The 22220-nt window shown below is 74.6% G+C and carries 20 protein-coding genes; 6 read left to right on the top strand and 14 right to left on the bottom strand.

The annotated features are described in order from the left end of the window. Positions 1-19: 19 nt before the first annotated feature. Positions 20-709 carry an MBL fold metallo-hydrolase gene (locus VKZ81_RS34325; protein ID WP_324245932.1) on the bottom strand — a complete coding sequence of 230 codons (690 nt, stop codon included), beginning with the start codon at positions 707-709 and terminating at the stop codon, positions 20-22. An 89-nt stretch (positions 710-798) separates the two neighbouring features. Between VKZ81_RS34325 and VKZ81_RS34320 the strand changes: the two genes are divergently transcribed. Beyond that, positions 799-1665 (top strand): peptidylprolyl isomerase, encoded by an 867-nt coding sequence (locus VKZ81_RS34320; RefSeq protein WP_324245931.1) that lies wholly within the window; start codon positions 799-801, stop codon positions 1663-1665. 50 nt (positions 1666-1715) lie between these two features. Then, positions 1716-3356, top strand: a complete 1641-nt coding sequence (locus tag VKZ81_RS34315) for a carboxylesterase/lipase family protein (RefSeq protein ID WP_324245930.1) — start codon at positions 1716-1718, stop codon at positions 3354-3356. Positions 3357-3365: 9 nt separating this feature from the next. Here the strand turns inward: VKZ81_RS34315 and VKZ81_RS34310 are convergent, their stop codons facing one another. From VKZ81_RS34310 to speB, 12 genes are all read right to left on the bottom strand, one after another. Beyond that, the gene (locus VKZ81_RS34310; RefSeq protein WP_324245929.1) at positions 3366-3974 is read right to left on the bottom strand and encodes a hypothetical protein; all 609 of its coding nucleotides are present in this window, start codon (positions 3972-3974) and stop codon (positions 3366-3368) included. A 51-nt stretch (positions 3975-4025) separates the two neighbouring features. Then, entirely contained in the window at positions 4026-6365 is a 2340-nt protein-coding gene (locus tag VKZ81_RS34305) for a RelA/SpoT family protein (RefSeq protein WP_324245928.1), read from the bottom strand. A gap of 42 nt (positions 6366-6407) precedes the next feature. Beyond that, the gene (locus VKZ81_RS34300; RefSeq protein WP_324245927.1) at positions 6408-6953 is read right to left on the bottom strand and encodes an adenine phosphoribosyltransferase; all 546 of its coding nucleotides are present in this window, start codon (positions 6951-6953) and stop codon (positions 6408-6410) included. After that, complete coding sequence (gene secF, locus VKZ81_RS34295) at positions 6950-8155, bottom strand: protein translocase subunit SecF (protein ID WP_324245926.1); 1206 nt, start codon at positions 8153-8155, stop codon at positions 6950-6952. The genes VKZ81_RS34300 and secF overlap by 4 nt, the downstream gene beginning before the upstream one ends. A gap of 1 nt (position 8156) precedes the next feature. Further along, complete coding sequence (gene secD / locus VKZ81_RS34290; RefSeq protein ID WP_324245925.1) at positions 8157-9923, bottom strand: protein translocase subunit SecD; 1767 nt, start codon at positions 9921-9923, stop codon at positions 8157-8159. 62 nt (positions 9924-9985) lie between these two features. After that, a complete protein-coding gene (yajC, locus tag VKZ81_RS34285; protein ID WP_324245924.1) occupies positions 9986-10363 on the bottom strand; it encodes a preprotein translocase subunit YajC in 378 nt (125 codons plus the stop codon). Positions 10364-10422: 59 nt separating this feature from the next. Continuing rightward, on the bottom strand, positions 10423-11454 hold the full coding sequence (ruvB, locus tag VKZ81_RS34280) for a Holliday junction branch migration DNA helicase RuvB (protein WP_324245923.1): 1032 nt from the start codon (positions 11452-11454) through the stop codon (positions 10423-10425). Continuing rightward, the gene (ruvA, locus tag VKZ81_RS34275; protein ID WP_324245922.1) at positions 11451-12056 is read right to left on the bottom strand and encodes a Holliday junction branch migration protein RuvA; all 606 of its coding nucleotides are present in this window, start codon (positions 12054-12056) and stop codon (positions 11451-11453) included. Before ruvA ends, ruvB begins: the two co-directional genes overlap by 4 nt. Continuing rightward, positions 12053-12625, bottom strand: coding sequence for a crossover junction endodeoxyribonuclease RuvC (gene ruvC / locus VKZ81_RS34270; protein ID WP_324245921.1), 573 nt, complete (start codon positions 12623-12625; stop codon positions 12053-12055). The genes ruvA and ruvC overlap by 4 nt, the downstream gene beginning before the upstream one ends. Positions 12626-12764: 139 nt before the next feature. Beyond that, positions 12765-14156, bottom strand: a complete 1392-nt coding sequence (locus VKZ81_RS34265) for a sodium:solute symporter family protein (RefSeq protein WP_414709551.1) — start codon at positions 14154-14156, stop codon at positions 12765-12767. 38 nt (positions 14157-14194) lie between these two features. Further along, positions 14195-15784 carry a 5-guanidino-2-oxopentanoate decarboxylase gene (locus tag VKZ81_RS34260; protein ID WP_324245919.1) on the bottom strand — a complete coding sequence of 530 codons (1590 nt, stop codon included), beginning with the start codon at positions 15782-15784 and terminating at the stop codon, positions 14195-14197. Between the two features lie 10 nt (positions 15785-15794). After that, positions 15795-16727, bottom strand: a complete 933-nt coding sequence (gene speB / locus VKZ81_RS34255; protein WP_324245918.1) for an agmatinase — start codon at positions 16725-16727, stop codon at positions 15795-15797. 93 nt (positions 16728-16820) lie between these two features. Here speB and VKZ81_RS34250 point away from each other — a divergent pair, with 93 nt between their 5' ends. From VKZ81_RS34250 to VKZ81_RS34240, 3 genes are all read left to right on the top strand, one after another. Then, positions 16821-18326, top strand: coding sequence for a PucR family transcriptional regulator ligand-binding domain-containing protein (locus VKZ81_RS34250; RefSeq protein ID WP_324245917.1), 1506 nt, complete (start codon positions 16821-16823; stop codon positions 18324-18326). Between the two features lie 22 nt (positions 18327-18348). After that, positions 18349-18993 carry a maleylpyruvate isomerase N-terminal domain-containing protein gene (locus VKZ81_RS34245; protein WP_324245916.1) on the top strand — a complete coding sequence of 215 codons (645 nt, stop codon included), beginning with the start codon at positions 18349-18351 and terminating at the stop codon, positions 18991-18993. A 114-nt stretch (positions 18994-19107) separates the two neighbouring features. Then, positions 19108-20145 carry an NAD(P)-dependent alcohol dehydrogenase gene (locus VKZ81_RS34240; protein ID WP_324245915.1) on the top strand — a complete coding sequence of 346 codons (1038 nt, stop codon included), beginning with the start codon at positions 19108-19110 and terminating at the stop codon, positions 20143-20145. 27 nt (positions 20146-20172) lie between these two features. On the opposite strand, the gene VKZ81_RS34235 is transcribed toward VKZ81_RS34240, so the two are convergent. After that, complete coding sequence (locus VKZ81_RS34235; RefSeq protein ID WP_324245914.1) at positions 20173-21192, bottom strand: aldo/keto reductase; 1020 nt, start codon at positions 21190-21192, stop codon at positions 20173-20175. Positions 21193-21344: 152 nt separating this feature from the next. Here VKZ81_RS34235 and VKZ81_RS34230 point away from each other — a divergent pair, with 152 nt between their 5' ends. Then, positions 21345-22202, top strand: a complete 858-nt coding sequence (locus VKZ81_RS34230; protein WP_324245913.1) for a helix-turn-helix domain-containing protein — start codon at positions 21345-21347, stop codon at positions 22200-22202. Positions 22203-22220: the final 18 nt, after the last annotated feature.

The raw sequence follows: 22220 nt of genomic DNA, 5'->3' as shown, positions 1-22220 counted from the left end.
TTCTTCTCCTCCACGGTGGTCACAGGCCCCGCCCCCGCACCGGTGCGCCGAGCCCCTGCAGGAACGGGTTGGACGCCCGCTCGCGCCCCACGGTGGTGGTGGGGCCGTGGCCGGGCAGCACGACGGTGTCGTCGGGCCTGGTCAGCAGCTTGTCCCGCAGGCTCGCGAGCAGCTGCTGGTGGTCGCCACCGGGCAGGTCGGTGCGCCCGATCGACCCGGCGAAGAGCGTGTCGCCGGCGAGCACGACCTCGACGCCCTCCTCGGTGGGGGTGCTGAACACGACGGAGCCGGGCGTGTGGCCCGGGGTGTGGTCGACGCGCAGCGTGAGGCCGGCGAGCTCGAGGGCGGCGCCGTCGGCGAGCTCGCGGACCTCCCGCGGCTCGCGCACCTCGAGCCGCCCGCCGAAGAACGCGACCGCATCCGGCGAGAGCCCCTTCAGCGGGTCGGAGAGCATCTCCCGGTCGTCCGGGTGGATCCAGGCGGGCACGTCGTTGCCGTCGCAGACCGGCGCGACGCTGAACGTGTGGTCGAAATGGCCGTGCGTCAGCAGGACCGCGACCGGGGTGAGCCGGTGCTCGGCGAGCAGCGCGTCCAAGGGCTCGACGGCGTCCTGGCCGGGGTCGACCACGATGCACGCCTCGCCCTGACCCGCCGCCACCACGTAGCAGTTGGTCTGGAACGATCCGGCGGGAAATCCTGCGACGAGCACAACTCCAGCGTAGAGGCACGTGACCTCACCGGATCGTCTCAGGGTCGATCGCTATCCTGCCGCCGTTCGGCGCAAGCAAGGGAGATCCGGTGGCGACCAACCAGATGCGGCGTGAAGCGGCCAAGCGCAAGCTGGAGAACCAGCAGCGGCGACGGGCCGAACGGGCGCGCCGCCGCCAGCGTGTCGCGATCATCACGTCCGTCTCGGTCGTGGTCGTGGTGGTCCTGGCCGTGGTCCTGCTCTCCACCGTGGGCCTGCCCGGGGGCGACGACACCGCCGCACCGTCGACCGACGCGGCCCCGACGTCCGCGGCCGCCGCGGGCGTCCCGGAGTCGATCCCGACCGAGATCGCCCCCGCCCCGGCGCGGCCCACCCCGTTGCCCGCCACGGTCAGCTGCGAGTACCCCGCCTCGGACGAGCCGGCGGCGAAGCCCGTCGAGCCGCCGTCCGGCGGCGAGGTCAGCGCCCAGGGCACCGTGAACGTCACCCTGCAGACCAACGCGGGCGCCATCCCGCTCACGCTCGACCGGGCGCTCGCCCCGTGCACGGTGCACAACTTCGAAAGCCTCGCCCGGCAGTCGTTCTACGACGCCACCCCGTGCCACCGGCTCACCACGGGCGCGGGCCTGCAGGTGCTGCAGTGCGGCGACCCGTCGGGCCTCGGCACCGGCGGCCCCGGCTACACGATCCCGGACGAGGTGTTCCCCGAGCTGACCTACGGCCGCGGCACCGTCGCGATGGCGAAGACCGCGGCGCCCAACAGCGGTGGGAGCCAGTTCTTCCTCGTCTACGGCGACGCCCAGCTGCCGCCCGAGTACACCGCGTTCGGCACGATCAGCCCGGAGGGGCTCGAGGTGATCGACCAGATCGCGCGCCGCGGCCAGGACCAGAGCAACGGGTCGACCGACGGCCGCCCGGTCGAGCAGGTCACCATCGAGCGGGCCCAGCTGGGCTGACGCGTGCCGGCCGACCCCGTGCGACCGACCCGGCGGCACCGGACCGCCGGGTGACCGCCCGGGGCCTCCTGCACAGCGCCGTCGGGGTGGCGCTCGCCCTGGCCGGTGCGGCGTGCACGGCGCCACCGCCCGCCCCGCCGACCCCGCTCGGCGAGGTCGTCGCGGTGGAGCAGGGCGAGCTGCTCGGCCGCGCCGACGGGTCGGTGCTGCGTTACCGCGGGATCCCGTACGCGGCCGCCCCCGTCGGCGATCGGCGGTTCGCCCCTCCCGCGCGGCCGCCAGGCTGGCACGGCACCCGCCCGGCAACGGAGCCCGGGCCGCGGTGCGCCCAGCCGGCGTCCGCCCCGGGCACACCGCAGGCCCCCGCAGGGGGTGGCGCGGACGGCACCGAGGACTGCCTCACGCTCGACGTCACGGTCCCGGCGGGCACCACGGCCGACGCGGGGTTGCCGGTGCTGGTGTGGATCCACGGCGGCGGGTTCAACACGGGCGCGGGCACCGACGTCGACCCGCGGCGCCTGGCCGAGGCGGGCCCCCTCGTCGTGGTCACCGTGAACTACCGCCTCGGCATCTTCGGGTTCTTCGGCCTGCCCGGCCTGGAGGGTTCGGGCTCGTTCGGGCTGCTCGACCAGCGCGCCGCGCTCAGGTGGGTGCAGCGCAACATCGCCGCGTTCGGCGGCGACCCGGACGACGTCACGCTCGCCGGCCAGTCCGCGGGCGCGGACAGCGTGTGCGCCCACCTCACCTCGCCCCAGTCGGTGGGGCTGTTCCACCGGGTGATCATGCAGAGCGGCGAGTGCGGCCCGGGCAGCCTCGTCGACACCATCCGCCCGGGGGCGGGGCCCGCGGGCGACACGTGGAAGCCGCTGCCCCTCGTCGAGGCCGCCGGCGTGACCGTGGCCGGTGAGCTCGGGTGTCCGGCGCCGCCGGACGGGGACACGACCGTCGTGCTCGAGTGCCTGCGCGCGCTGCCCACCGAACAGCTCGTCGACGGGGCCGGCTACTACTGGAGCCCGGCGACCGGCACCCCGATGCTGCCGCGGCGGCCGTCCGACCTGGTGCTGGGCCGCGACGTCCGCCCGGGCCTGCCCGTGCTCGCGGGCACCACGCGCGACGAGGGCACGCTGTTCACCGCCGCGTTCTTCGACCGCGCGGGCACCCCGATCACCGACTCGGGGTTCCGCGCGCTGCTCGCGGCCGCAGCCGGTGCCCGCGCCGCCGAGGCCGAGGCGGCCTACCGGACGCCGGGTCGCACACCGGAGCGGGCCTGGGCGGACGTGATCACCGATCGCGTGTACGCCTGCCCCGGCCTGGTCAACTACCGCGCGCTCGCCGGCCGCGGCCCGCTCTACGCCTACGAGTTCGCCGACCCGGCCGCGCCCACGCCGTACGCGCTGCCGCCCGGCCTCGCGGGCGGCTCCCCGCACGGGGCGGAGATGCCGTTCCTGTTCGACCTGCCCGCGGGGCCGCAGCTCTCGGCCGACCAGCGGGCGCTCGCCGCCGAGCTGGTGGAGCGCTGGGCGCGGTTCGCCGCGACCGGCGACCCGAACGGCGGCGGTGCCACCACGTGGCCGCGGTGGACCGGCGGGGGCGCGCTGCTCACGATCTCCGGTCCGGGCGCTGCGACGACGACCACCTCGGCGGGCCAGTTCGCCGCGGCCCACCGGTGCGGCCTGTGGGGCGTGCGGTAGAACCCCGGATCAGTCGACGGGGGGTGCCACGAGCTCCCGGTCGATCCTGCGGTGGTAACGCATGCCCGCGAGGCCCCCGAGGACCGCGCCGAGCAGGGTCACCACGAGCAGCCCGACGGTGAGCGCCGCCGCACCGGCCGACAGCACGCCACCGTCCATCAGCTCGCCGCCGACCAGGGCGTTCCACAGCTCGTCGGGCCGCGGGACGGCGATGGCGCCGGTCGCCGCGGCGACCGCGGCACCGACCGCGGCCAGCGCCAGCGTCCACAGCCACACGGCCACCCCCTGCCGGGCGCCGGCGAACCGGGCCATCCGGCCGGTGACGTAACCGCCGCAGCAGTACCCGGCGAACACGACGACCAGCAGGGCGAGACCGCCGGCGGGCCCGAGCCGGTCGAGCGCCCCTGGCGCGAGCGACACCCACCCCATGGCGGTGGCCGCCGCGGTCAGCGCGGCGCCGAGGAGGGCCGCCATCGCCGTGGCCGTCACCCAGCCGAAGAAGGCCGCGCCCCAGCGGATGCCGCCGAGCCGGCGCGCCTGCTCGGGGGTGAGCTGCGCGCGGGTCTGCTCCAGGGCCGGCAGCGGTTGGGTGCGTTCCGCCTCGGGCACCGTGCTCATGGGCTTCTCCTCCCTGCTCGGCAGGAAGTACCCGGCGCGGGCGCGCGCCACTCAGCTCGCGCTGGTCACCCGGTAGACGTCGTAGACGCCCTCGACGTTGCGGACGGCGCGCAGCACGTGCCCGAGGTGCTTCGGGTCGCCCATCTCGAAGGTGAACCGGGAGACCGCGACCCGGTCGCGCGAGGTCTGCACCGATGCCGACAGGATGTTGACCCGCTCGTCGGCGAGCACCTTGGTGACGTCCGACAGCAGGCGGTGCCGGTCGAGCGCCTCCACCTGGATCGCGACGAGGAACACCGAGCCCGGCTTCACCGACCAGGCGACCTCGACGAGCCGCTCCTTGCGGGTCTGCAGGTCCTTGGCGTTGGTGCAGTCGGTGCGGTGCACGCTGATGCCGCCGCCGCGGGTGACGAACCCGAGGATGTCGTCGCCCGGGACCGGCGTGCAGCACCGGGCGAGCTTGATGTACATGTCGCCCATCTCGCCGTCGGGCCCGAGGACCACGACCCCGGCGTCGCCGCCCGGGCGGCGCAGCCGCTCGATCGACGGGCTGGCGCGTTCGGCGAGGTCCTCCTCGGCCTGCTCCTCGCCCCCGAGCAGCGCCACCAGCCGCTGCACCACGTGCCGGGCGCTGGCGTGACCCTCGCCGACCGCGGCGTAGAGCCCGGAGACGTCGGTGAAGTGCATCTCCCGCGCGAGCGCGGCCATCGCATCGGCCGACACGAGCCGCTGCAGCGGGAACGAGGTGCGGCGCGCCTCGCGGGCGATCGCCTCCTTGCCCGCCTCGATGGCCTCCTCGCGGCGCTCCTTCGCGAACCACTGCCGGACCTTCGACTTCGCCCGCGGCGACGCGACGAACGACAGCCAGTCGCGGCTCGGCCCGGCGCCCTCTGCCTTCGAGGTGAAGATCTCGACGACGTCGCCGGACTCGAGCTTGCGCTCCAGCGCGACGAGCTTGCCGTTCACCCGGGCCCCGATGCAGCGGTGGCCGACCTCGGTGTGCACGGCGTAGGCGAAGTCGACCGGGGTGGAGCCCGCGGGCAGCGTGACCACGTCGCCCTTGGGCGTGAACACGAAGATCTGCTGGGATCCGAGGTCGTTGCGCAGCGACTCGAGGAAGTCGCCCGGGTCCGCGGCCTCGCGCTGCCAGTCGAGCAGCTGGCGCATCCAGGCCATCTGCTCCACCTCGAGGGCCTGGCCCTGGTGGGTGCCGCGGGTCTCCTTGTACCGCCAGTGCGCCGCGATGCCGTACTCGGCGGTCTCGTGCATCTCCCGGGTGCGGATCTGCACCTCGAGCGGCTTGCCGTCCGGCCCGATCACCGTGGTGTGCAGCGACTGGTACACCCCGAAGCGGGGCTGGGCGATGTAGTCCTTGAACCGGCCGGGCATCGGCTGCCACAGCGCGTGGACCATGCCCATGGCCGCGTAGCAGTCGCGCACCTCGTCGACGAGCACGCGCACCCCGACGAGGTCGTGGATGTCGTCGAAGTCGCGGCCCTTGACGATCATCTTGCGGTAGATCGAGTAGTAGTGCTTGGGCCTGCCCTCGACGGTCGCCTGGATCCGGGCCGCGTCCAGCTGCTGGGTGACCTCGTCGATGACCTGCTTGAGGTACGTGTCGCGGGAGGGCGCGCGCGTGGCGACCAGCCGCACGATCTCGGAGTACTTCTTCGGGTGCAGGATCGCGAAGGACAGGTCCTCCAGCTCCCACTTGATCGTGGACATGCCGAGCCGGTGGGCCAGCGGCGCGAGCACCTCGAGGGTCTCGCGGGCCTTCTTCGCCTGCTTCTCCGGCGGCAGGAAGCGCATCGTGCGCATGTTGTGCAGCCGGTCCGACAGCTTGATCACCAGCACCCGCGGGTCGCGGGCCATCGCGACGATCATCTTGCGGATCGTCTCGGCCTCGGCGGCGGTGCCCAGCTCGACCTTGTCCAGCTTGGTGACGCCGTCGACGAGGTGCGCGACCTCGTCGCCGAAGTCCTTGCGCAGCCGGTCGAGCGAGTAGTCGGTGTCCTCGACCGTGTCGTGCAGCAGCGCCGCGACCAGCGTGGTGGTGTCCATGCCCAGCTCGGCGAGGATGGTGGCCACGGCGAGCGGGTGGGTGATGTACGGGTCGCCGGACTTGCGCTTCTGGCCCGCGTGCTTCTCCGCGGCGACGTCGTAGGCGCGTTGCAACAGGCCGAGGTCGGCCTTCGGGTGCATGCTGCGGTGCACGCTGGCCAGCGGCTCGAGCACGGGAGCGACGACGGCGACGCGCTGGGGCGTCATCCGTCGTGCGATGCGGGCGCGCACCCGCCGCGTCGCCGACGGCCGGGCCCCGTTGGCGTTGGGGTCCGGGACGGGTGTGGCCGACTCCGCGGCCGGGAGCGCGGGGTTCTGCAGCTCCGTCATCCCGTCGCGCCTCCCACCTACGCCAGTCTAGGCGTCGTCGGATCAGGCCGTCAGCAGGGCGTGCACCGGTACGTCACCCATCCGTGCCCGGCCGTTCAGCCCGGTGAGCTCCAGCAACGCCCCGAATCCGACCACGGTGGCCCCCACCTCGCGCAAGAGGCCGGCCGCCGCGGCGGCGGTACCGCCGGTCGCGAGCACGTCGTCGACGAGGAACACCCGCGTGCCCGGGTGCACGGTGTCGGCGGGCAGCTCGAGCGTGGCGGTGCCGTACTCCAGCTCGTAGCTGCGGGAGGCCACGACCCGGGGCAGCTTGCCCGCCTTGCGCACCGGCACCACGCCGCAGCCCGCCACCACCGCGACCGCGGCGCCGATGAGGAACCCGCGGGCCTCGACCCCGGCGACGAGGTCGGCCTCCCCCACCAGCGCCGCCATCTCGGTGGTGACGGTGGTGAACGCCTCCGCGTCGGCCAGCACCGGCGTGATGTCGCGGAACAGCACGCCCGGCGAGGGGTAGTCGGGCACGTCGCGCACCAGCCCGGCGACCCGTTCCAGCTCGGGTTCGCCGCTCACGACGGCGGGCCCGCTCACCGGCGCCGTTTCCCCGTCGGTCGGGCGGCCTTGCCGGTCGGGCGGGCGCCGCCGCGGTGCTGCCCACCGCGGGTGTGGCGCGCCGGCACGCTCGCCGCCGCGGCCATCGCGCGCTCCTTGCGCAGCTCCCCTTCGAGCACGGCGTCGTCGGAGAGGTCCGGGTCGTCCGCGCCCTGGGTCGCGCCCGCAGCGGCGGCCGCCGCCTTCTGGCGCCGCGCCGCCACCCGCGCGGCCTGCTGCTGGAACCGCTCGTCGCGCATCTTCAGGTCGACGAGGATCGGCGTGGCCAGGAACACCGACGACAGCACGCCGGCGATGATGCCGACCATCTGCACCAGCGCCAGGTCGGCGAGCGTGCCGACGCCGAGCAGGCCGACGCCGATCACCATCAGCGCCACGACCGGGAGCACCGCGAACAGCGAGGTGTTGAACGAGCGGATCAGCGTCTGGTTCACCGCCAGGTTGGCCGCCTCGGCGTAGGTGCGGCGGGTCAGCCCGAGCAGCCCCCGGGTGTTCTCCTTGACCTTGTCGAACACGACGACCGTGTCGTAGAGCGAGAACCCGAGGATGGTCAGCAGGCCGATCACCGTCGACGGCGTGACCTCGAACCCGACGATCGAGTAGATGCCCGCCGTGACGACCACGTCGTGCAGCAGCGCGACCAGGGCCGCGATGGCCATCGCGCGTTCGAAGTAGAACGCCAGGAAGATCGTGACCAGCACGAGGAACACCGCCAGCGCGATGAGCGCCTGGCGGGTGATCTGCCCGCCCCAGCTGCCGCTGACCGCGCTGTCGCTGATCACGCCGATGTCGGGGGCTCCGGACTCCCCGAGCGGTTGGAATTCGTCGAACAGCGCCTGCCTGAGCGTCACCAGCTGACCGGTGTCGAGGGTCGTCGAGCGGATGAGGATCGACGACGCCTCCCCGGTGCCCACCGACTGCACCGACTCCGGCTCCTGGCCGATCACCCGCTCGTAGACCCCGCGCACCGCCTCCACGTCGGCCGGCGCGGCCGCGGTGGTGGCCGGGAACTGGATCTGCGTGCCGCCGGTGAAGTCGATGCCGAGGTTGAACCCCCGGAACAGGATCGAGCCGATGCAGATCAGGACCAGCACCGAGAACGCGATGTACAAGGCGCGCTTGCGCCCGACGATGTCGAACGCGCCGGTGCCCGTGTAGAGCCTGTTGATCACGCTGGCCACGTCAGGCTCCCTTCGATCGGCCGGCCGCCGTGGCCAACGCCCGCCTGCGTTCTGCGCCCGTGCGGGCCGCCTCGCCCAGCCCGGACAGGGCCGGGTTGCCGAACACGCGCGACGTGGACAGCAACGCCACGAGCGGGTGGGTCACCAGGAACACCACGATCAGGTCCAGGACGGTGGACAGGCCGAGGGTGAACGCGAACCCGCGCACCTGCCCGACCGCCAGGATGTACAGCACCGCCGAGCAGAGGAAGCTCACCGCGTCCGCGGTCAGGATCGTGCGCCGCGCGCGCACCCACCCGCGCGGCACCGCCGAGCGGAACGTCCGCCCCTCGCGCATCTCGTCCTTCAACCGTTCGAAGAAGATGATGAACGAGTCGGCGGTGATGCCGATGGCGAGGACGAAGCCGGCGACGCCCGCGAGGTCGAGGGTGAACCCGATCCACCGCCCGAGCAGCACCAGCACCGGGTAGACGATGGACGCCGACAGGACCAGCGACAGGATCAGCAGGATCCCGAGCGCCCGGTAGTAGACCAAGCCGTAGAGGAACACCAGCGCCAACCCGATGGCGCCCGCGAACAGGCCCGCCTCGAGGGAGGCCAGCCCGAGCGTGGCCGACACCGTCTGCGCCTCGGACGCCTCGAACGACAGCGGCAGCGAGCCGTAGCGGAGCACGCCGGCGAGCTGCTCGGCCTCAGCCTGGTTGAACTGCCCCTCGATCTGGGTGGGCCCGAAGATCGGCTGGTTGATCCGCGGCGCCGACACGACCTCGCCGTCGAGGGTGAACGCCACCAGCTTGCCGACGTTGTTGGTCGTGTACTCGCCCCAGGTCTGGGCGCCCTCCGCCTCGAAGGTCAGGCTGACCACCCAGCCGACGCCGGTGGTGTTCTGCTGCGCCTGGGCGGTGTCGATCTGGCTGCCTTCCAGGAAGGCCGGCCCCAGGATGTACTTCTCGGTGCCGTCCTGGCTGCACGCGACGAGCGGCCGGGCCGGGTCGTCGTAGCCGCGCAGCGGGTCGCGGGCGTTGCAGTCGAGCGTGAGCAACGCCGTCTCCTGGACGGTGGGGTCGGTGCTCTGCCGCATCTCGCGCGCCGACTCGACCTCGGCCGCGAGCCGGGGGTCCTCCGGCCCGCTCGGCGCGGGCGGTGGCGGGGCGGGCGGGGGCGCCGGGTCCTGCAGCGGGTTGGTGTGCGCGACCGGGGCGACCGCGCGCTCGACGACGTCGCCGGGGCCGCTCATCCCCTGGGGCTGGCCCTCGGGCGCCTGCTGGTCGGCGGGCGGCGGCGGGGCCTGCTGGTCACCCGGCGGCGGCGGGGCGGGCTCCGGCGCGCCCGGCTGGGGCTCGCCGGGCTGGCCCGGCTGCTCGGGGTCCTGGCCCGGCTGCTGCGCCGCGTACGGCCCGCCGATCACCTCGCGGAACCGCAGCTGGGCGGTCTGCCCGAGCGATCGGGCCTGATCGCCCTCCTGGCCCGGCACGGTGATGGTCAGGTTGCTGCCGTCGATGACCACCTCGGCGCCGGACACGCCCAGGCCGTTGACCCGGGCCTCGATGATCGACTGGGCCTGGACGAGCTGGTCGTAGGGCGGCTCGGCGCCGGTCTCGGTGCGCGGCTGCAGGGTGACGCGGGTGCCGCCCTGCAGGTCGATGCCCAGCTTGGGCAGGGGGTTGCCGTCACCGGTGAAGAACACCAGCCCGTACAACGCGCCGACGACGGCGACGAACGCCGCCAGGTGACGCCAGGGACGGATCTGCCCCGGGGTGGATGCCACTGCTCGCGATCTCTTCCTCTACGAGCGCGGCCGCCGGTGCACCGGCCGCCGCGCGGGCGCCGTCAGCTCCGGGCGCTGCCGTTGGTCGACTCGTCCTTCTCCGCCGCGGGCTGCTCCGTCGCAGCGGCCTCGCCGTCGGTGCTCGCCCCGTCCTGCGTCTCCTCGGCCGGGGTCTCCTCGACGGCCGGGTTGACCTTCTCGCGGATCGCGCCGCGCACCCAGGTGGTGACGACGCCGTCGGCGATCTCGAGGTCGATCGTGTCCTCGTAGGAGGCGTCGACGACGGTGCCGCGCAGGCCCGAGGTGGTCATGACGACGTCACCGACCTCGAGCGCGGCCTGCATCGCCTGCATCTCCTGCATCTGGCGCTTCTGCCGCCTCCCTTGCAGGAAGATCGGGATGAACAGCAGGAGGATCAACAGGGGGAACAGCAGTTCCATGGTCCAGGTCTCCGAATCTCCGCACGTCGAGGAGCCACCAGAGTCTGCCAGCCCCCGGTTCAGAACAACGCGGGAGGTCCTCCCGGAGTGACGTCCGGTGGCGCAGCGATGCCCAGATGTGACCAGGCGGCTGCGGTGGCCACCCGGCCCCGTGGCGTGCGCGCCAGCATCCCGGCGCGCACGAGGTAGGGCTCACAGACCTCTTCGACGGTACCCGGTTCCTCGCCCACCGCCACGGCCAGCGTCGACACGCCCACCGGCCCGCCGTTGAACGACCGCACCAGGGCCCCCAGCACCGCGCGGTCGAGCCGGTCGAGGCCGAGCTCGTCGACGTCGTAGACGGCCAGCGCCTCGCGCGCCACGGCGCGGGTGATGGCCCCGTCGGCGCGCACCTCGGCGAAGTCGCGCACGCGGCGCAGCAGCCGGTTGGCGATGCGGGGCGTGCCCCGGGACCGGCGCGCGATCTCCTCGGCGCCGTCCGGGCGCAGGTCGACGCCCAGGATCGTGGCCGCGCGGCGGAGCACGAGCTCCAGCTCCTGCGGCTCGTAGAACTCCATGTGCGCGGTGAAGCCGAAGCGGTCGCGCAGCGGACCGGTGAGGGCACCGGCCCGGGTGGTGGCGCCCACCAGCGTGAACGGGGCGACGTCGAGCGGGATGGAGGTGGCACCCGGGCCCTTGCCGACGACCACGTCGACGCGGAAGTCCTCCATCGCGAGGTAGAGCATCTCCTCGGCGGGCCGGGCGGTGCGGTGGATCTCGTCGATGAACAGCACATCGCCCGGTTCGAGGTTGGACAGCATCGCGGCCAGGTCGCCCGCGCGCTCCAGGGCGGGACCGGACGTCAGCCGGATCGCCGCACCGAGCTCGGCGGCGATGATCATCGCGAGGCTGGTCTTGCCCAGCCCGGGTGGCCCGGACAGCAGGATGTGGTCCGGCGGCTGGCCCCGCCGCCGCGCCCCCTCCAGCACCAGCTGCAGCTGCTCGCGCACGCGCGGCTGGCCGATGAACTCGTCCAGCGTGCGCGGCCGCAGCGAGGCCTCGGCCTCGAGGTCCTCCGGCTCCGGCCCCGGCGTGAGCGACAGCTCGGTCATCGACCCTTGCCACCCAACCTGGTCAGCGCGGCCCGCAGCAGCGCGCTCGCGTCGGCCTCCCCGTCAGCGGCCAGCACGGCGTCCACCGCCTGCTCGGCGGGCTTGGCCGCGAAGCCGAGGCCCACCAGCGCCTCCACCACCTGGTCGCGGCGCGGGTTCGCCCCGTTCACCGGGGCGGTCGCCGTGGCCGGGGAGGCGGCCGGGACGACCACCTTGTCCCGCAGCTCGAGCACCAGCCGCTCGGCGCCCTTGCGGCCGATCCCGGGCACCCGGGTCAGGGTGGCCACGTCGCCGTCGACGAGCGCCCGGCGCAGCGCGTCCGGGCTGAGCACGGCGAGGGTGGCGAGCGCGATGCGCGGCCCGATGCCGCTCACGGTCTGCAGCAGGCCGAACAGCTCCCGCTCGTCCTCGTCGGCGAACCCGAACAGGGTGAGCGAGTCCTCCCGCACCACCAGCGCGGTGGCCATCCGGCCCTGCTCGCCGCGCCGCAGCTTCGACAACGTGGCCGGCGTGGCGTGCACGGCGAGGCCGACCCCGCCGACCTCGACGACCGCGTGGTCGAGGCCGATCTCCAGGACCTCTCCCCGCACCGAACTGATCATGAAGCCTCCCCCGCACGTCGCGCGGCCGCGAGCCGCGCCCGGTGGGCGCGGGCGAGCTCCGCCGACCGCGTCTGCGCCTGCGCCATCCGGTCGAGCATCGGGGCCCGCCAGCAGTGGCAGATCGCGAGGGCGAGCGCGTCGGCCGCGTCGGCGGGGCGCGGGGCCTCCTCCAGCTTCAGAAGCCGCGTGACCATGGCCGTCACCTGCTGCTTGCCCGCGCGCCCCTCGCCGGTGACGGCGGCCTTGACCTCGCTGGGGGTGTGGAACGCGACCGGGAGGCCCGCCTTGCCCGCGAGCAGCGCGACGACGCCGCTGACCTGCGCGGTGCCCATGACGGTGCGGACGTTGTGCTGGCTGAACACCCGCTCGACCGCCACCACGTCCGGACGGTGCCGCTCGATCCACCGCTCGACCTCGGCCCCGACCGCGAGCAACCGCTCCGGGAGCGGGGAGTCGGCCGGGGTGCGCACGACGTCCACCGCCACGCACCGCACGCGGCGCCCGCCGGCGCCGTCGACGACCCCGAGACCGCACCGGGTCAGCCCCGGGTCGACGCCGAGCACCCGCACCCGATCTCCCCCAGCCCGTCTTCTCGCGAACAGCCGTTCGAGGGGGCAGGCTACCGGCGCGGGCCGCCGCGGCCGGAAGGGGCGCGCCGACGCGGCGCGAGACCGCACGGCATCACGCCGGGATCACGCCGGCCCGCGCTCAGGCGCTGGCGTCCGCCGCGGCCTGCTCCCCCGCCGAGCGCCGGTCCCACTCCGCGAGCACCGCGGGCGCCGTCGCCCGGGAGGCGAGGCTGCCCACCACGAACGCCACGAGGCCGGTCACGAGCCCGACGTAGATCGGCTCGTTCGCGTAGATGTCGCCGACGACCGCCATCGTGGTCAGGGTGGCGACCGTGCCGACGGCCATCGCGGCGATCGCGCCGACGATCGTGGCCCGCCGCCAGACGAGGCCGCCGAGGATCGGCACCAGGAGCCCGCCGACGAGGATGTCGTAGGCGATGGTCAGCGCGGCGACGACGTCCTGGAGCAGGCAGGAGACCACGATCACGACCGCGCCGAACACCGCGATGAGCACGCGGTTGCCGCGGACGTGGTCCTCCTCCCCGCCTGCGGGCGCCCGCCCGCGCAGCCGCTGCACGATGTCCTGGCCGAACACGGTGGCGGTCGCGATCAGCGCGCCGCTGGCGGTGGACATGACCGCGGCCAGCGCCGCGGCGAGCACCAGGCCCGACAGCACCGGCGGCATGGCGACGTCGACCACCGCGGTGAACGCGTCGTCGCGCTCGGCGAGGCCCGGGACCAGCACGCCGGCCCCCATCCCGACCACGGCGCCCGCGACGCCGTAGAGCAGGCAGTACACGCCGGAGGCCGCGCCCGCCCACCGCGCGACGCCCGGGCTGCGCGCGGTGAACACCCGCTGCCAGATGTCCTGGCCGATCAGCAGGCCGAACGTGTAGATGACGAAGTAGGTGACGATCGTGTCGGTGCCGATCGTGACCGGCGAGAGCGCCTCCGGCGGGAGCGCGGCGAACCCGCCGGCCCGCACGAGCACGATCGGCAGCAGGACCAGGAAGATCCCGACGGTCTGGATGAGGAACTGCACGAAGTCGGTGAGGGTGATCGACCACATGCCGCCGAGGGCGGAGTAGACCACGACCACGAGCCCGCCGAGCAGGATCGACGGCACCCGCGGCAGGCCGAGCAGCGCGGCGAAGATCGTGGCGTAGGCGATCGTCGAGGTCACCGTGAGCATCAGCGTGTAGCCGAACATGACCACGCCTGACAGCACGCTCGACCCCGGCCCGTAGCGCAGCTCGAGCATCTGGCTCACGGTGTAGACCTTCAGCCGCTGGATCCGCCCGGCGAACAGCAGCGACAGCAGCAGCACGCCCGCGCCGATGGCGACCACGAGCCACATGCCCGAGATCCCGTACTCGTAGCCGAGCCCGATGCCGCCGATGGTCGACGCCCCGCCCAGCACGAGGGCGGACATCGTGCCCGCGTAGAGGAGCGGGCCGAGGCGGCGGCCCGCCACGAGGAACTCCGACTCCGTGGTGGCGCGGCGCTTGCCCCAGAAGCCGAACGCGATCATGGCGGCCAGGTAGGCGGCGACGATGGCGACGTCCACGGCTACTCCCGGTTCTTCAGGTGGATGAGGGTCGGGCGATCGGCCGACAGGGCGCCGGCCACGAGCGCGGTGAGCGCCCCCGGGTCGCCGGTGGCGACGCCGCGGGCGCCGAACGCGGCGGCGAGCGCGGCGAGGTCGGGGGCGGGCAGGTCGACCCCGACCGGCGGGATGCCGCGGGCGGCCTGCTGGTCGCGGATCTCGCGGTAGCCGCCGTTGTCGACCACGACGACCGGCAGCGGCAGCCGCAGGTCGACGGCGGTGGCGAGCTCCTGCACCGAGAACAGCAGCGCCCCGTCCCCGAGCAGCGCCGCGACCGGGTGGCCGGGGCGGGCGAGCGCCGCCCCGATCGCCGCGGGCAGGCCGTAGCCGAGCGTGGCGAAGCCGGGCGTGTAGCAGAACCGCCGCGGGGCCGGCAGGTCGAAGAAGTGCACCGAGCCGAGGTAGGTCACCTGCGAGCTGTCCCCGGCGAGCACGCCGTCGGCGGGCAGCGCGGCCCGGACCGCGGCGGTGATCTCCGCATAGCGGCCGGCCTGCGCTCGCGCCTCCCGCCGGCACGCCTCCCGCAGCTGCCGCGCCCTGTCCCCTCCGCCGAGCGGCGCGTCCGTCGGAAGGGGTGGCATGGCCGCGCGGAGCGCGCGGAGGGCGGTGGCCGCGTCGCCGAGCAGCGTGGCGTCCGCGGTGCAGTTCTTGTGCAACTGGCCGGGGTCGATGTCGCATCGGATGACGGTCGGCGCCGAGATCCGCCCCTCCCACAGGTCGGCGTCGCCGAGCTCGCTGCCCACCACGAGAAGCGCGTCGCTCTCGCCGGCCGCCTCCTGCAGCGCGCGCAGCCGCACGGCGGCACCGACCGCGAGCGGGTGCGACTCGTCGAGCACGCCCTTGCCGTTCACCGTGGTCGCGACCGGCGCGCCCAGCGCCTCGGCCAGCGCCCGCACCTCGTCGGCCGCATCGACGGCGCCGCCGCCCGCGATCACCAGCGGCCGGCGCGCCGCGGCGAGCAGGGTGGCCGCCCGTCGCACGTCGGCGGGGTCGGGCGCGGGCGGCGCGGTGACCGCCCCGACCCACGGGCTGCCGCCCCACGGCCGCTCCAGCACGTCGAGCGGGATCTCGACGTGCACCGGGCGGGGGCGCCGGCCGCGGAACCCGGCGAACGCCTCGGCGACGGCGTCGGCGGCCTCCTCGGGGCTCGCGACGCGGCGGCTCCAGGCGACGAGCCGGTCCATCGCCCCCGTCGCGTCCTTCACCTCGTGCAGCAGACCGAGGTCGGCCCCCTCGGCGCCGGTCGGCACCCCGGGCGAGACGACGAGCAGCGGCTGCGACTCCGCGTACGCGGTGGCGGCGGCGGTCATCGCGTTGGTGAGCCCGGGCCCGCTGGTGGTCAGCACGACCCCGGGTCGTCCGCTCACCCGGGCGTAGCCCTCGGCGGCGTAGCCGGCACCCTGCTCGTGGCGCGGCGTCACGGCTCGGATGCCGGCGGCACCGAGGTGCCGGTACAGCTCGAGGTTGTGGGTGCCCGGGACGCCGAAGACGGTGTCGACGCCGTGCGCGGCGAGGGTCTCGACGACGGCGGCGCCCCCGTTGCGGGTGCTCATCGCGCCCCGATCACCCCTTCGCCAGCACGGAGAGCAGCTCGTACGCCACGTGCGCCGCCGCGATGCCGGTGATCTCCGCGTGGTCGTAGGCCGGGGCGACCTCCACGATGTCGGCGCCCACGATGTCGACCCCGACCAGCCCGCGCAGGGTGTGCAGCAGCTCGCGGCTGGTGAGCCCGCCCGCCTCGGGCGTCCCGGTGCCGGGGGCGTGGGCGGGGTCGAGCACGTCGATGTCGACCGAGACGTAGACCGGGCCGTCGCCCAGGCGGGCCCGCATCCGCTCGACCACGGCGGCGAGGCCGTCGAGCTGGTAGTCGTCGGAGCCGATCACCTGAAAACCGAGGCGGGCGTCGTCGGCGAGGTCGCCCGAGCCGTAGACGGGCCCGCGGATCCCGACGTGCAGGCAGCGTTCCGGGTCGAGCAGGCCTTCCTCGCTCGCCCGCCGGAACGGGGTGCCGTGCGTGTACGGGGCGCCGAAGTAGGTGTCCCAGGTGTCGAGGTGGGCATCGAAGTGCAGCACGGCGACCGGGCCGTGCGTGCGGTGCACCGAGCGCAGCAGCGGGAGCGCGATCGTGTGGTCGCCGCCGATCGACAGCAGCCGGGCCCCGCTCCCGCGCAGCTCGTCGGAGGCCCGCTCGACGGCGCGGATCGCCTCCTCGATGTCGAACGGGTTGATCGACACGTCGCCGGCGTCCACGACCTGCTGGGCCGCGAACGGGTCGACCTGCAGCGCCGGGTGGTGCGGGCGCAGCAGCTTGGACGACGCGCGCACGTGGGCCGGCCCGAAGCGGGCGCCCGGCCGGTAGGACACCCCGGAGTCGAAGGGCATCCCCAGCACGGCCACGTCCACGTCGGTGACCTGGTCCAGGCGCGGCAGGCGCGCGAACGTGTCGGGTCCGGCGAAGCGGGGGGTGGTGGTCGCGTCGACTGGTCCCAGCGGCATCGGCCCAGGGTGGCGGCCCGCAGGCTTCCCACCCATCGCCGTCGTGTCTAACGTTGGTCCGATCGAATCGACGAAACGTCCAAGGGAGCACGCGTGCTCACCGTCGCCGACCTCGCCGCCGACCCGGCGTTGCGGCTCGCGGTCGTCGCCGGCCACGCCGCGCTGGGCCGCGAGATCGAGGCCGCGGCCGTGTCGGAGCTGCGGGAGCCGGGGCCGTGGCTGCAGGGCGGCGAGCTGCTGCTCACGATCGGGTTGCTGCTCGACGAGACCGACGAGGGCTGCGCCAGGTACGTCGAGGGGCTGCAGGCCGCGGGCGTGCGCGCGCTCGGGCTGGGGCTCGGTGCCGACCTGCGCTACCAGGCGGCGCCCGACTGCCTGGTCCGCGCCGCCGAGGCCGCGGGCATGCCGCTTCTGGCCGTGCCCGACGGGGTGCCGTTCATCGCCGTCACCAAGGCCGTGTTCGCGTGGCGGGCCCGGGAAGAGCGCAAGCAGCTGGAGTGGGCGCTGCACACGCAGCGCGCGCTCACCGCGGCCGCCGTCCAGCCCGGAGGGCTCGCCGGCATCCTCGGCGCGTACGAGCGGGCCACCGGCCGCCCCGCCGTCGTCGTGGACCTGCTCGAACGACCCGTCGCCACCTCCCGGCCCGGGCACGAGGCCCTCGTCGCCGAGTTCGCCCCGATGCTCGCGCGGGTCCGCGCGCAGGGCCTGCTCGGCGCCGCCGTCGACGCCACCGCCGAACGCAGGCGGGAGGTGCACCCGCTCGGGTCGCGGCGGCTGCGCGCGTGGCTGCTCGTCGCGGGCCCCGCGGACCGGGTCGGCTCCAACCTCGTCACGGGCGACCTCGTCTCGCTGCTGTCGCTCGAGCTCGAACGCGTTCACGGCCTGGGCGCGACCAGGCAGCGCGACCGGGCCCAGCTGCTCGCCCGCCTCGCCCGCGGCACCGTCGACGACATCGTCGCCGCGCGCTGGCTGGACGCGGCCGGCCTGCCCGGCGGCGACCTGCAGGCCGCCGTGATCGCCGCGCCGCACGCCGCCGAGCTCGCCGCCGACATCGCGGGCGCCCTGCCGGACGCGCTGACCCGGGTGGTCGAGATCGCCGGGGAGCAGGCGGTCGAGCTGGCCGTGCCGGTCGGTGTGGACCTCGCCGGCGTGCTCGGCACCCTCGCCCCCACCCGGCCCGCCGGGATCGGCATCGCCGTGCGCCCCGGGGCGCTCGCCGTGTCGCTGCGGCAGGCGCGCTCGGCGCTGCCGGAGAGCCGCCTCTCGGGCCGCCACGTGCACGCCGCCGACATCGCGAGCAGCCGCCAGCTGCTCGCGGCGGTTCCCGCGGAGCGGCTGCAGGGGTTCGCCGACGCCGTGCTCGGCCCCCTCGACGCCGACGAGCGGGCGGGCGAGCTGGCGCGCACCCTCACCGCCTTCCTCGAGCACAACGGGCACTGGGAGGCCGCGGCCGCCGCGCTGCAGGTCCACCGGCACACCGTGCGGAACCGGATCGCGACCGTCGAGGCGCTCACCGGCCGGCGGCTCGCCTCCGCCCACGACCGGCAGGAGCTGTGGCTCGCGCTGCGCGCCCGCGAGCTGGCCCGCGCCGCCGGTTGATCGGGTTTGCCATGCTGGCCGGGTGCACGCACCCGTCGACGGCCACGACCACGCCTTCCTGACCGCCGGGTCCATCGCCCTGGACCTCATCCGACGACCCGAGGTCACCGACCGGTGGTCGCAGCCGAGCGCCCTGGAGAAGATGTCGATCGGCGCGCTCGCGTGCCACCTGGGACGCCAGCTCGCCCGCGCCGCCGACCTGCTGCCCGCCGCTGCGGAGCTGCCCACGCTCGAGAGCGCCGACGACCACTACGCGCGGGCCGCCTGGGTGAAGGCGACCTCGCCCGACGACCCGGCCAACGACCGCAGCACCGACGACGCCGAGGCCGAGCTCGGGCCCGCCGCGCTGCACGAGCGCGCCGGGGCGGCCCTGGAGCGGGTGCGCGAGCTGATGGACACCGGGGCCGCCCGGGAGGTGGTGCCCATCCCCTGGCAGGGTTGGGCGCTGCGCCGCGACGACTTCCTCCTGACCCGGCTCCTCGAGGTCGTCGTCCACTCCGACGACCTCGCGGTGAGCATCGGCGTGCCCACGCCGCAGTTCCCCGACGCGGCGTTCGCGCCCGTCCGGGACCTCCTCGTGCGGCTCGCGGTGCGCCGGCACGGGCAGTCCGCGCTGGTCGGCACGCTGGCCCGGCGGGAGCGCGCCCGCCCGGTCCACGCGTTCTAGCTCGGACGGGCGCCCGGACGGCCGGACGGGTCCTGGACCGAACGGCCGGCGACAGCCCCGCGCCTCCTCGCGACCCTGGGCCGCTCCACACGGTTCGATCCCCGGGGAGGCGTCATGAAGGCCGTCCGGCTGCACGACCACCACCACCCGCCTCGGCTCGACGAGGTGCCCGAACCCCGGATCAGCGGCCCGCACGACGTCGTCGTCCGGGTCGGGGGCGCCGGGCTGTGCCGCACCGACCTGCACATCCGCGACGGGTGGTTCGCCCCCGTCGTGCCCAGCGAGCTCCCGGTCACCCTCGGGCACGAGAACAGCGGCTGGGTGCACGAGGTCGGGTCGGCCGTCGAGAACGTCGCAGTCGGCGACCCCGTGATCTGCCACCCGCAGCAGTCCTGCGGCGTCTGCCCGGCCTGCCGCATCGGCGACGACATGCGCTGCGAGCGCGGGCTCGCCTTCACCGGCCTCACCCGCGACGGCGGGTTCGCCGAGCTGCTGCTCACCACCGACCGCGCCGTGCTGCCGCTCCCCGGGGAGCTGCGGCCGGTCGACGTCGCGCCGCACGCCGACGCGGGCCTCACGGTCATGCACGTGGTCCGCAAGGCGGTGCCGCTGCTCGGTCCCGGGACCCGCGTGATCGTCGTCGGGATCGGCGGGCTCGGCCACATCGGGGTGCAGTGCCTGCGGGCGCTCACCGCGGCGGAGGTCGTCGCGGTCGACCGCGACCCCGAGGCCCTCAAACTCGCCAGCGGCATCGGCGCACACCACGTCGTCCCCGCCGACGAGCAGCAGGTCGAGCGCGTCCGCGGCCTCACCGGCGGGCAGGGAGCCGAGGTCGTCATCGACTTCGTCGGCGAGGGCGACGCCCCGGCTGCGGCCTTCGCCATGGTGCGGGCCCGCGGCACCTACTTCGTCGTCGGCTACGGCGGCGAGCTGCGGGTGCCCACGTTCGCGCTCGTGCTCCCGGAGATCAGCGTCGTCGGCAACGCGGTCGGCACGCACGACGACCTGCGGGAGCTCATGGCCCTCGCGGCGACCGGCGGGGTGCCGGTGCACACCCGCACCTACCCGCTCGAGGCCTTCGCCGACGCGATGGCCGACCTGGAGGAGGGCCGCATGCACGGCAGGGGCGTCCTCGTGCCCGGTGGCCGGTAGCCACGGCGACGGCCCGGACCGGGCTGCTCAGGCCGCGGACCGGAGCCCGGCGGGACGACGCCGCAGTGCCGTCTCGAGCAAGGCCGGAGGCCTGTACTCCTGGTCGAGCGCGGTGACGTCGGTGCCCGGCGGGACGATCTCGTCGATCCGGTCGAGCAGGTCGTCGGACAGCTCGACGTCGGCCCCGGCCAGCAGGTCGTCGAGGTGCTCCATGGTGCGCGGGCCGAGGAGCGCGGCGCTCACACCCGGGTGGGCGATGGTGAAGGCCATCGCCAGGTGGGTCATGGGCAGGCCGGCCTCCTCCGCGAGCGGGACGAGCTGCTCGACGACGTCGATGCGACGCTCGTCGGACAGGTGACGGGAGAACCGGGCGCGCCGGAGGTCGTTGCCACCGCCCTTGCGCACCCGGCCGGTCAGCAGGCCCTGGCCGAACGGGCCCCACACCATGACGCCCATGCCGTACTCCTGCGCGAGCGGCAGGACCTCCCGTTCGATGCCGCGGTTCAGGATCGAGTACGGCGGCTGCTCGGTGCGCATCCGCTGCAGCCCGGCGCGTTCGGCGACCCACTGGGCCTGGACGATCATCGAGGCCGGCGTGGTCGACGAGCCGATGGCGCGCACCTTGCCCGCCCTGACGAGGTCGGTCAGGACGGAGAGGGTCTCCTCCAGGTCGGTGTGCGGGTCGGGCCGTTGGAGCTGGTAGACGTCGATGTGGTCGGTGCCGAGCCGGCGCAGCGAGTTCTCGACGGCGGTGGTGATCCAGCGGCGGGAGCCGCCCTTCCGGTTGGGCCCCTCGCCCATGGGCAGGCCGACCTTGGTGGCCAGGACCACCTCGTCGCGGCGGCCCTTGAGCGCTCGTCCGACGATCTCCTCCGAGTCGGCGTAGCGGTCGGCGGTGTCGATGAGGTTGATCCCGGCGTCGATCGCCTTGTGGATGATCCGGACCGACTCGTCCGGGTCGTTGCCCATCTGGCTCGCGAACATCAGCGTGCCGAGGCCGTAGGGGCTGACCTCGATCCCGGTCCGCCCCAGGTTGCGGTACCTCACGAACGTGCTCCTTCGGCGCAGTGCGGCGGGGTCGGTCCCCGCCGTCCGGTCCAGCCAGCGTTCGCGGGTCCGCGGGCGTCGACCAGTGCCCGCCGCAGCCGGTGGACTCGCAGTACCACGACGGAACGCGGCCGTTCGGCCACACTCGGGGGATGACCGGAACCAGGGATCTCGGCAGGGCGTTGCACGCCTGGCGGGATCGCACGAAACCGGCCGAGGTCGGCGTGCCGGACAACGGGGGCAGGCGCGCGCCGGGCCTGCGCCGGGAGGAGCTCGCCCGGCTCGCCGGGTTGTCCGTCGACTACGTCGTGCGGCTCGAACAGGGCAGGTCGACGAACCCGTCCCCGCAGGTGCTGTCCGCGTTGGCCCGGGCGTTGCGGCTGTCGACGGCGGAGCGCGAGCACCTCTTCGTGCTCGCCGGGCAGGCGGTGCCGAGCGCCGGGCAGGTGTCCGACCACGTGCCGGCGGGCGTCCAGCGCCTGCTGGACCGGCTGACCGGCACCCCGCTGTCCGTGTACGACGCCGCCTGGAACCTGATCACGTGGAACCCGTTGTGGGCGGCGCTGTTCGGCGACCCGCCACCGTCACGCGGCTTCGGCAGGAACGCGGTGTGGTGGTCCTTCGTCGCGCCGCCCGCCGGGTACCCCCAGGCCGTGAGCCGGCACGCGGGTCATCGCGCGGCCTTCGTGTCCGACCTGCGGGCGGCGTCGGCCCGCTATCCCCAGGACGCCGGCCTGGCCGCGCTGATCGATGAGCTCCGCACCCGCAGCGGTGACTTCGCGGCGCTGTGGGACTCCGGCGTCGTCGGTGTGCACGAGCCCATGACCAAGACGGTCCGGCACGCGAGCGTCGGCGAGCTCACCCTCGACTGCGACATCCTCGCGGCGCTCGGCACCGACCTGCGGATCATGGTCTTCAGCGCGGCGGAGGGCAGCGAGACCGCCGAGCGGCTGCGGCTGCTGGACGTCGTCGGCGTCCAGGCGTTGACGGGCGCCGGAACGGACACGTGAGGCGTCGTCGACCCGGGA

Origin of the sequence: Pseudonocardia sp. (assembly GCF_035305885.1) — a bacterium.
Classification (GTDB): domain Bacteria; phylum Actinomycetota; class Actinomycetes; order Mycobacteriales; family Pseudonocardiaceae; genus Pseudonocardia.
The sequence above is the reverse complement of the archived record's forward strand: the minus strand, read 5'-3'. Positions and strand labels throughout refer to the sequence as shown.

Excerpts from the sequence above, each read along its gene's own strand:
- VKZ81_RS34305 (WP_324245928.1), bottom strand. The coding sequence starts at position 6,365 with ATGACGGAGCTGCAGAACCCCGCGCTCCCGGCCGCGGAGTCGGCCACA.
- yajC (WP_324245924.1), bottom strand. The coding sequence starts at position 10,363 with ATGGAACTGCTGTTCCCCCTGTTGATCCTCCTGCTGTTCATCCCGATC.
- ruvB (WP_324245923.1), bottom strand. The coding sequence starts at position 11,454 with ATGACCGAGCTGTCGCTCACGCCGGGGCCGGAGCCGGAGGACCTCGAG.
- VKZ81_RS34310 (WP_324245929.1), bottom strand. The coding sequence starts at position 3,974 with ATGAGCACGGTGCCCGAGGCGGAACGCACCCAACCGCTGCCGGCCCTG.
- VKZ81_RS34265 (WP_414709551.1), bottom strand. The coding sequence starts at position 14,156 with ATGATCGCGTTCGGCTTCTGGGGCAAGCGCCGCGCCACCACGGAGTCG.
- ruvA (WP_324245922.1), bottom strand. The coding sequence starts at position 12,056 with ATGATCAGTTCGGTGCGGGGAGAGGTCCTGGAGATCGGCCTCGACCAC.
- VKZ81_RS34230 (WP_324245913.1), top strand. The coding sequence starts at position 21,345 with ATGACCGGAACCAGGGATCTCGGCAGGGCGTTGCACGCCTGGCGGGAT.
- VKZ81_RS34260 (WP_324245919.1), bottom strand. The coding sequence starts at position 15,784 with ATGAGCACCCGCAACGGGGGCGCCGCCGTCGTCGAGACCCTCGCCGCG.
- VKZ81_RS34240 (WP_324245915.1), top strand. The coding sequence starts at position 19,108 with ATGAAGGCCGTCCGGCTGCACGACCACCACCACCCGCCTCGGCTCGAC.
- speB (WP_324245918.1), bottom strand. The coding sequence starts at position 16,727 with ATGCCGCTGGGACCAGTCGACGCGACCACCACCCCCCGCTTCGCCGGA.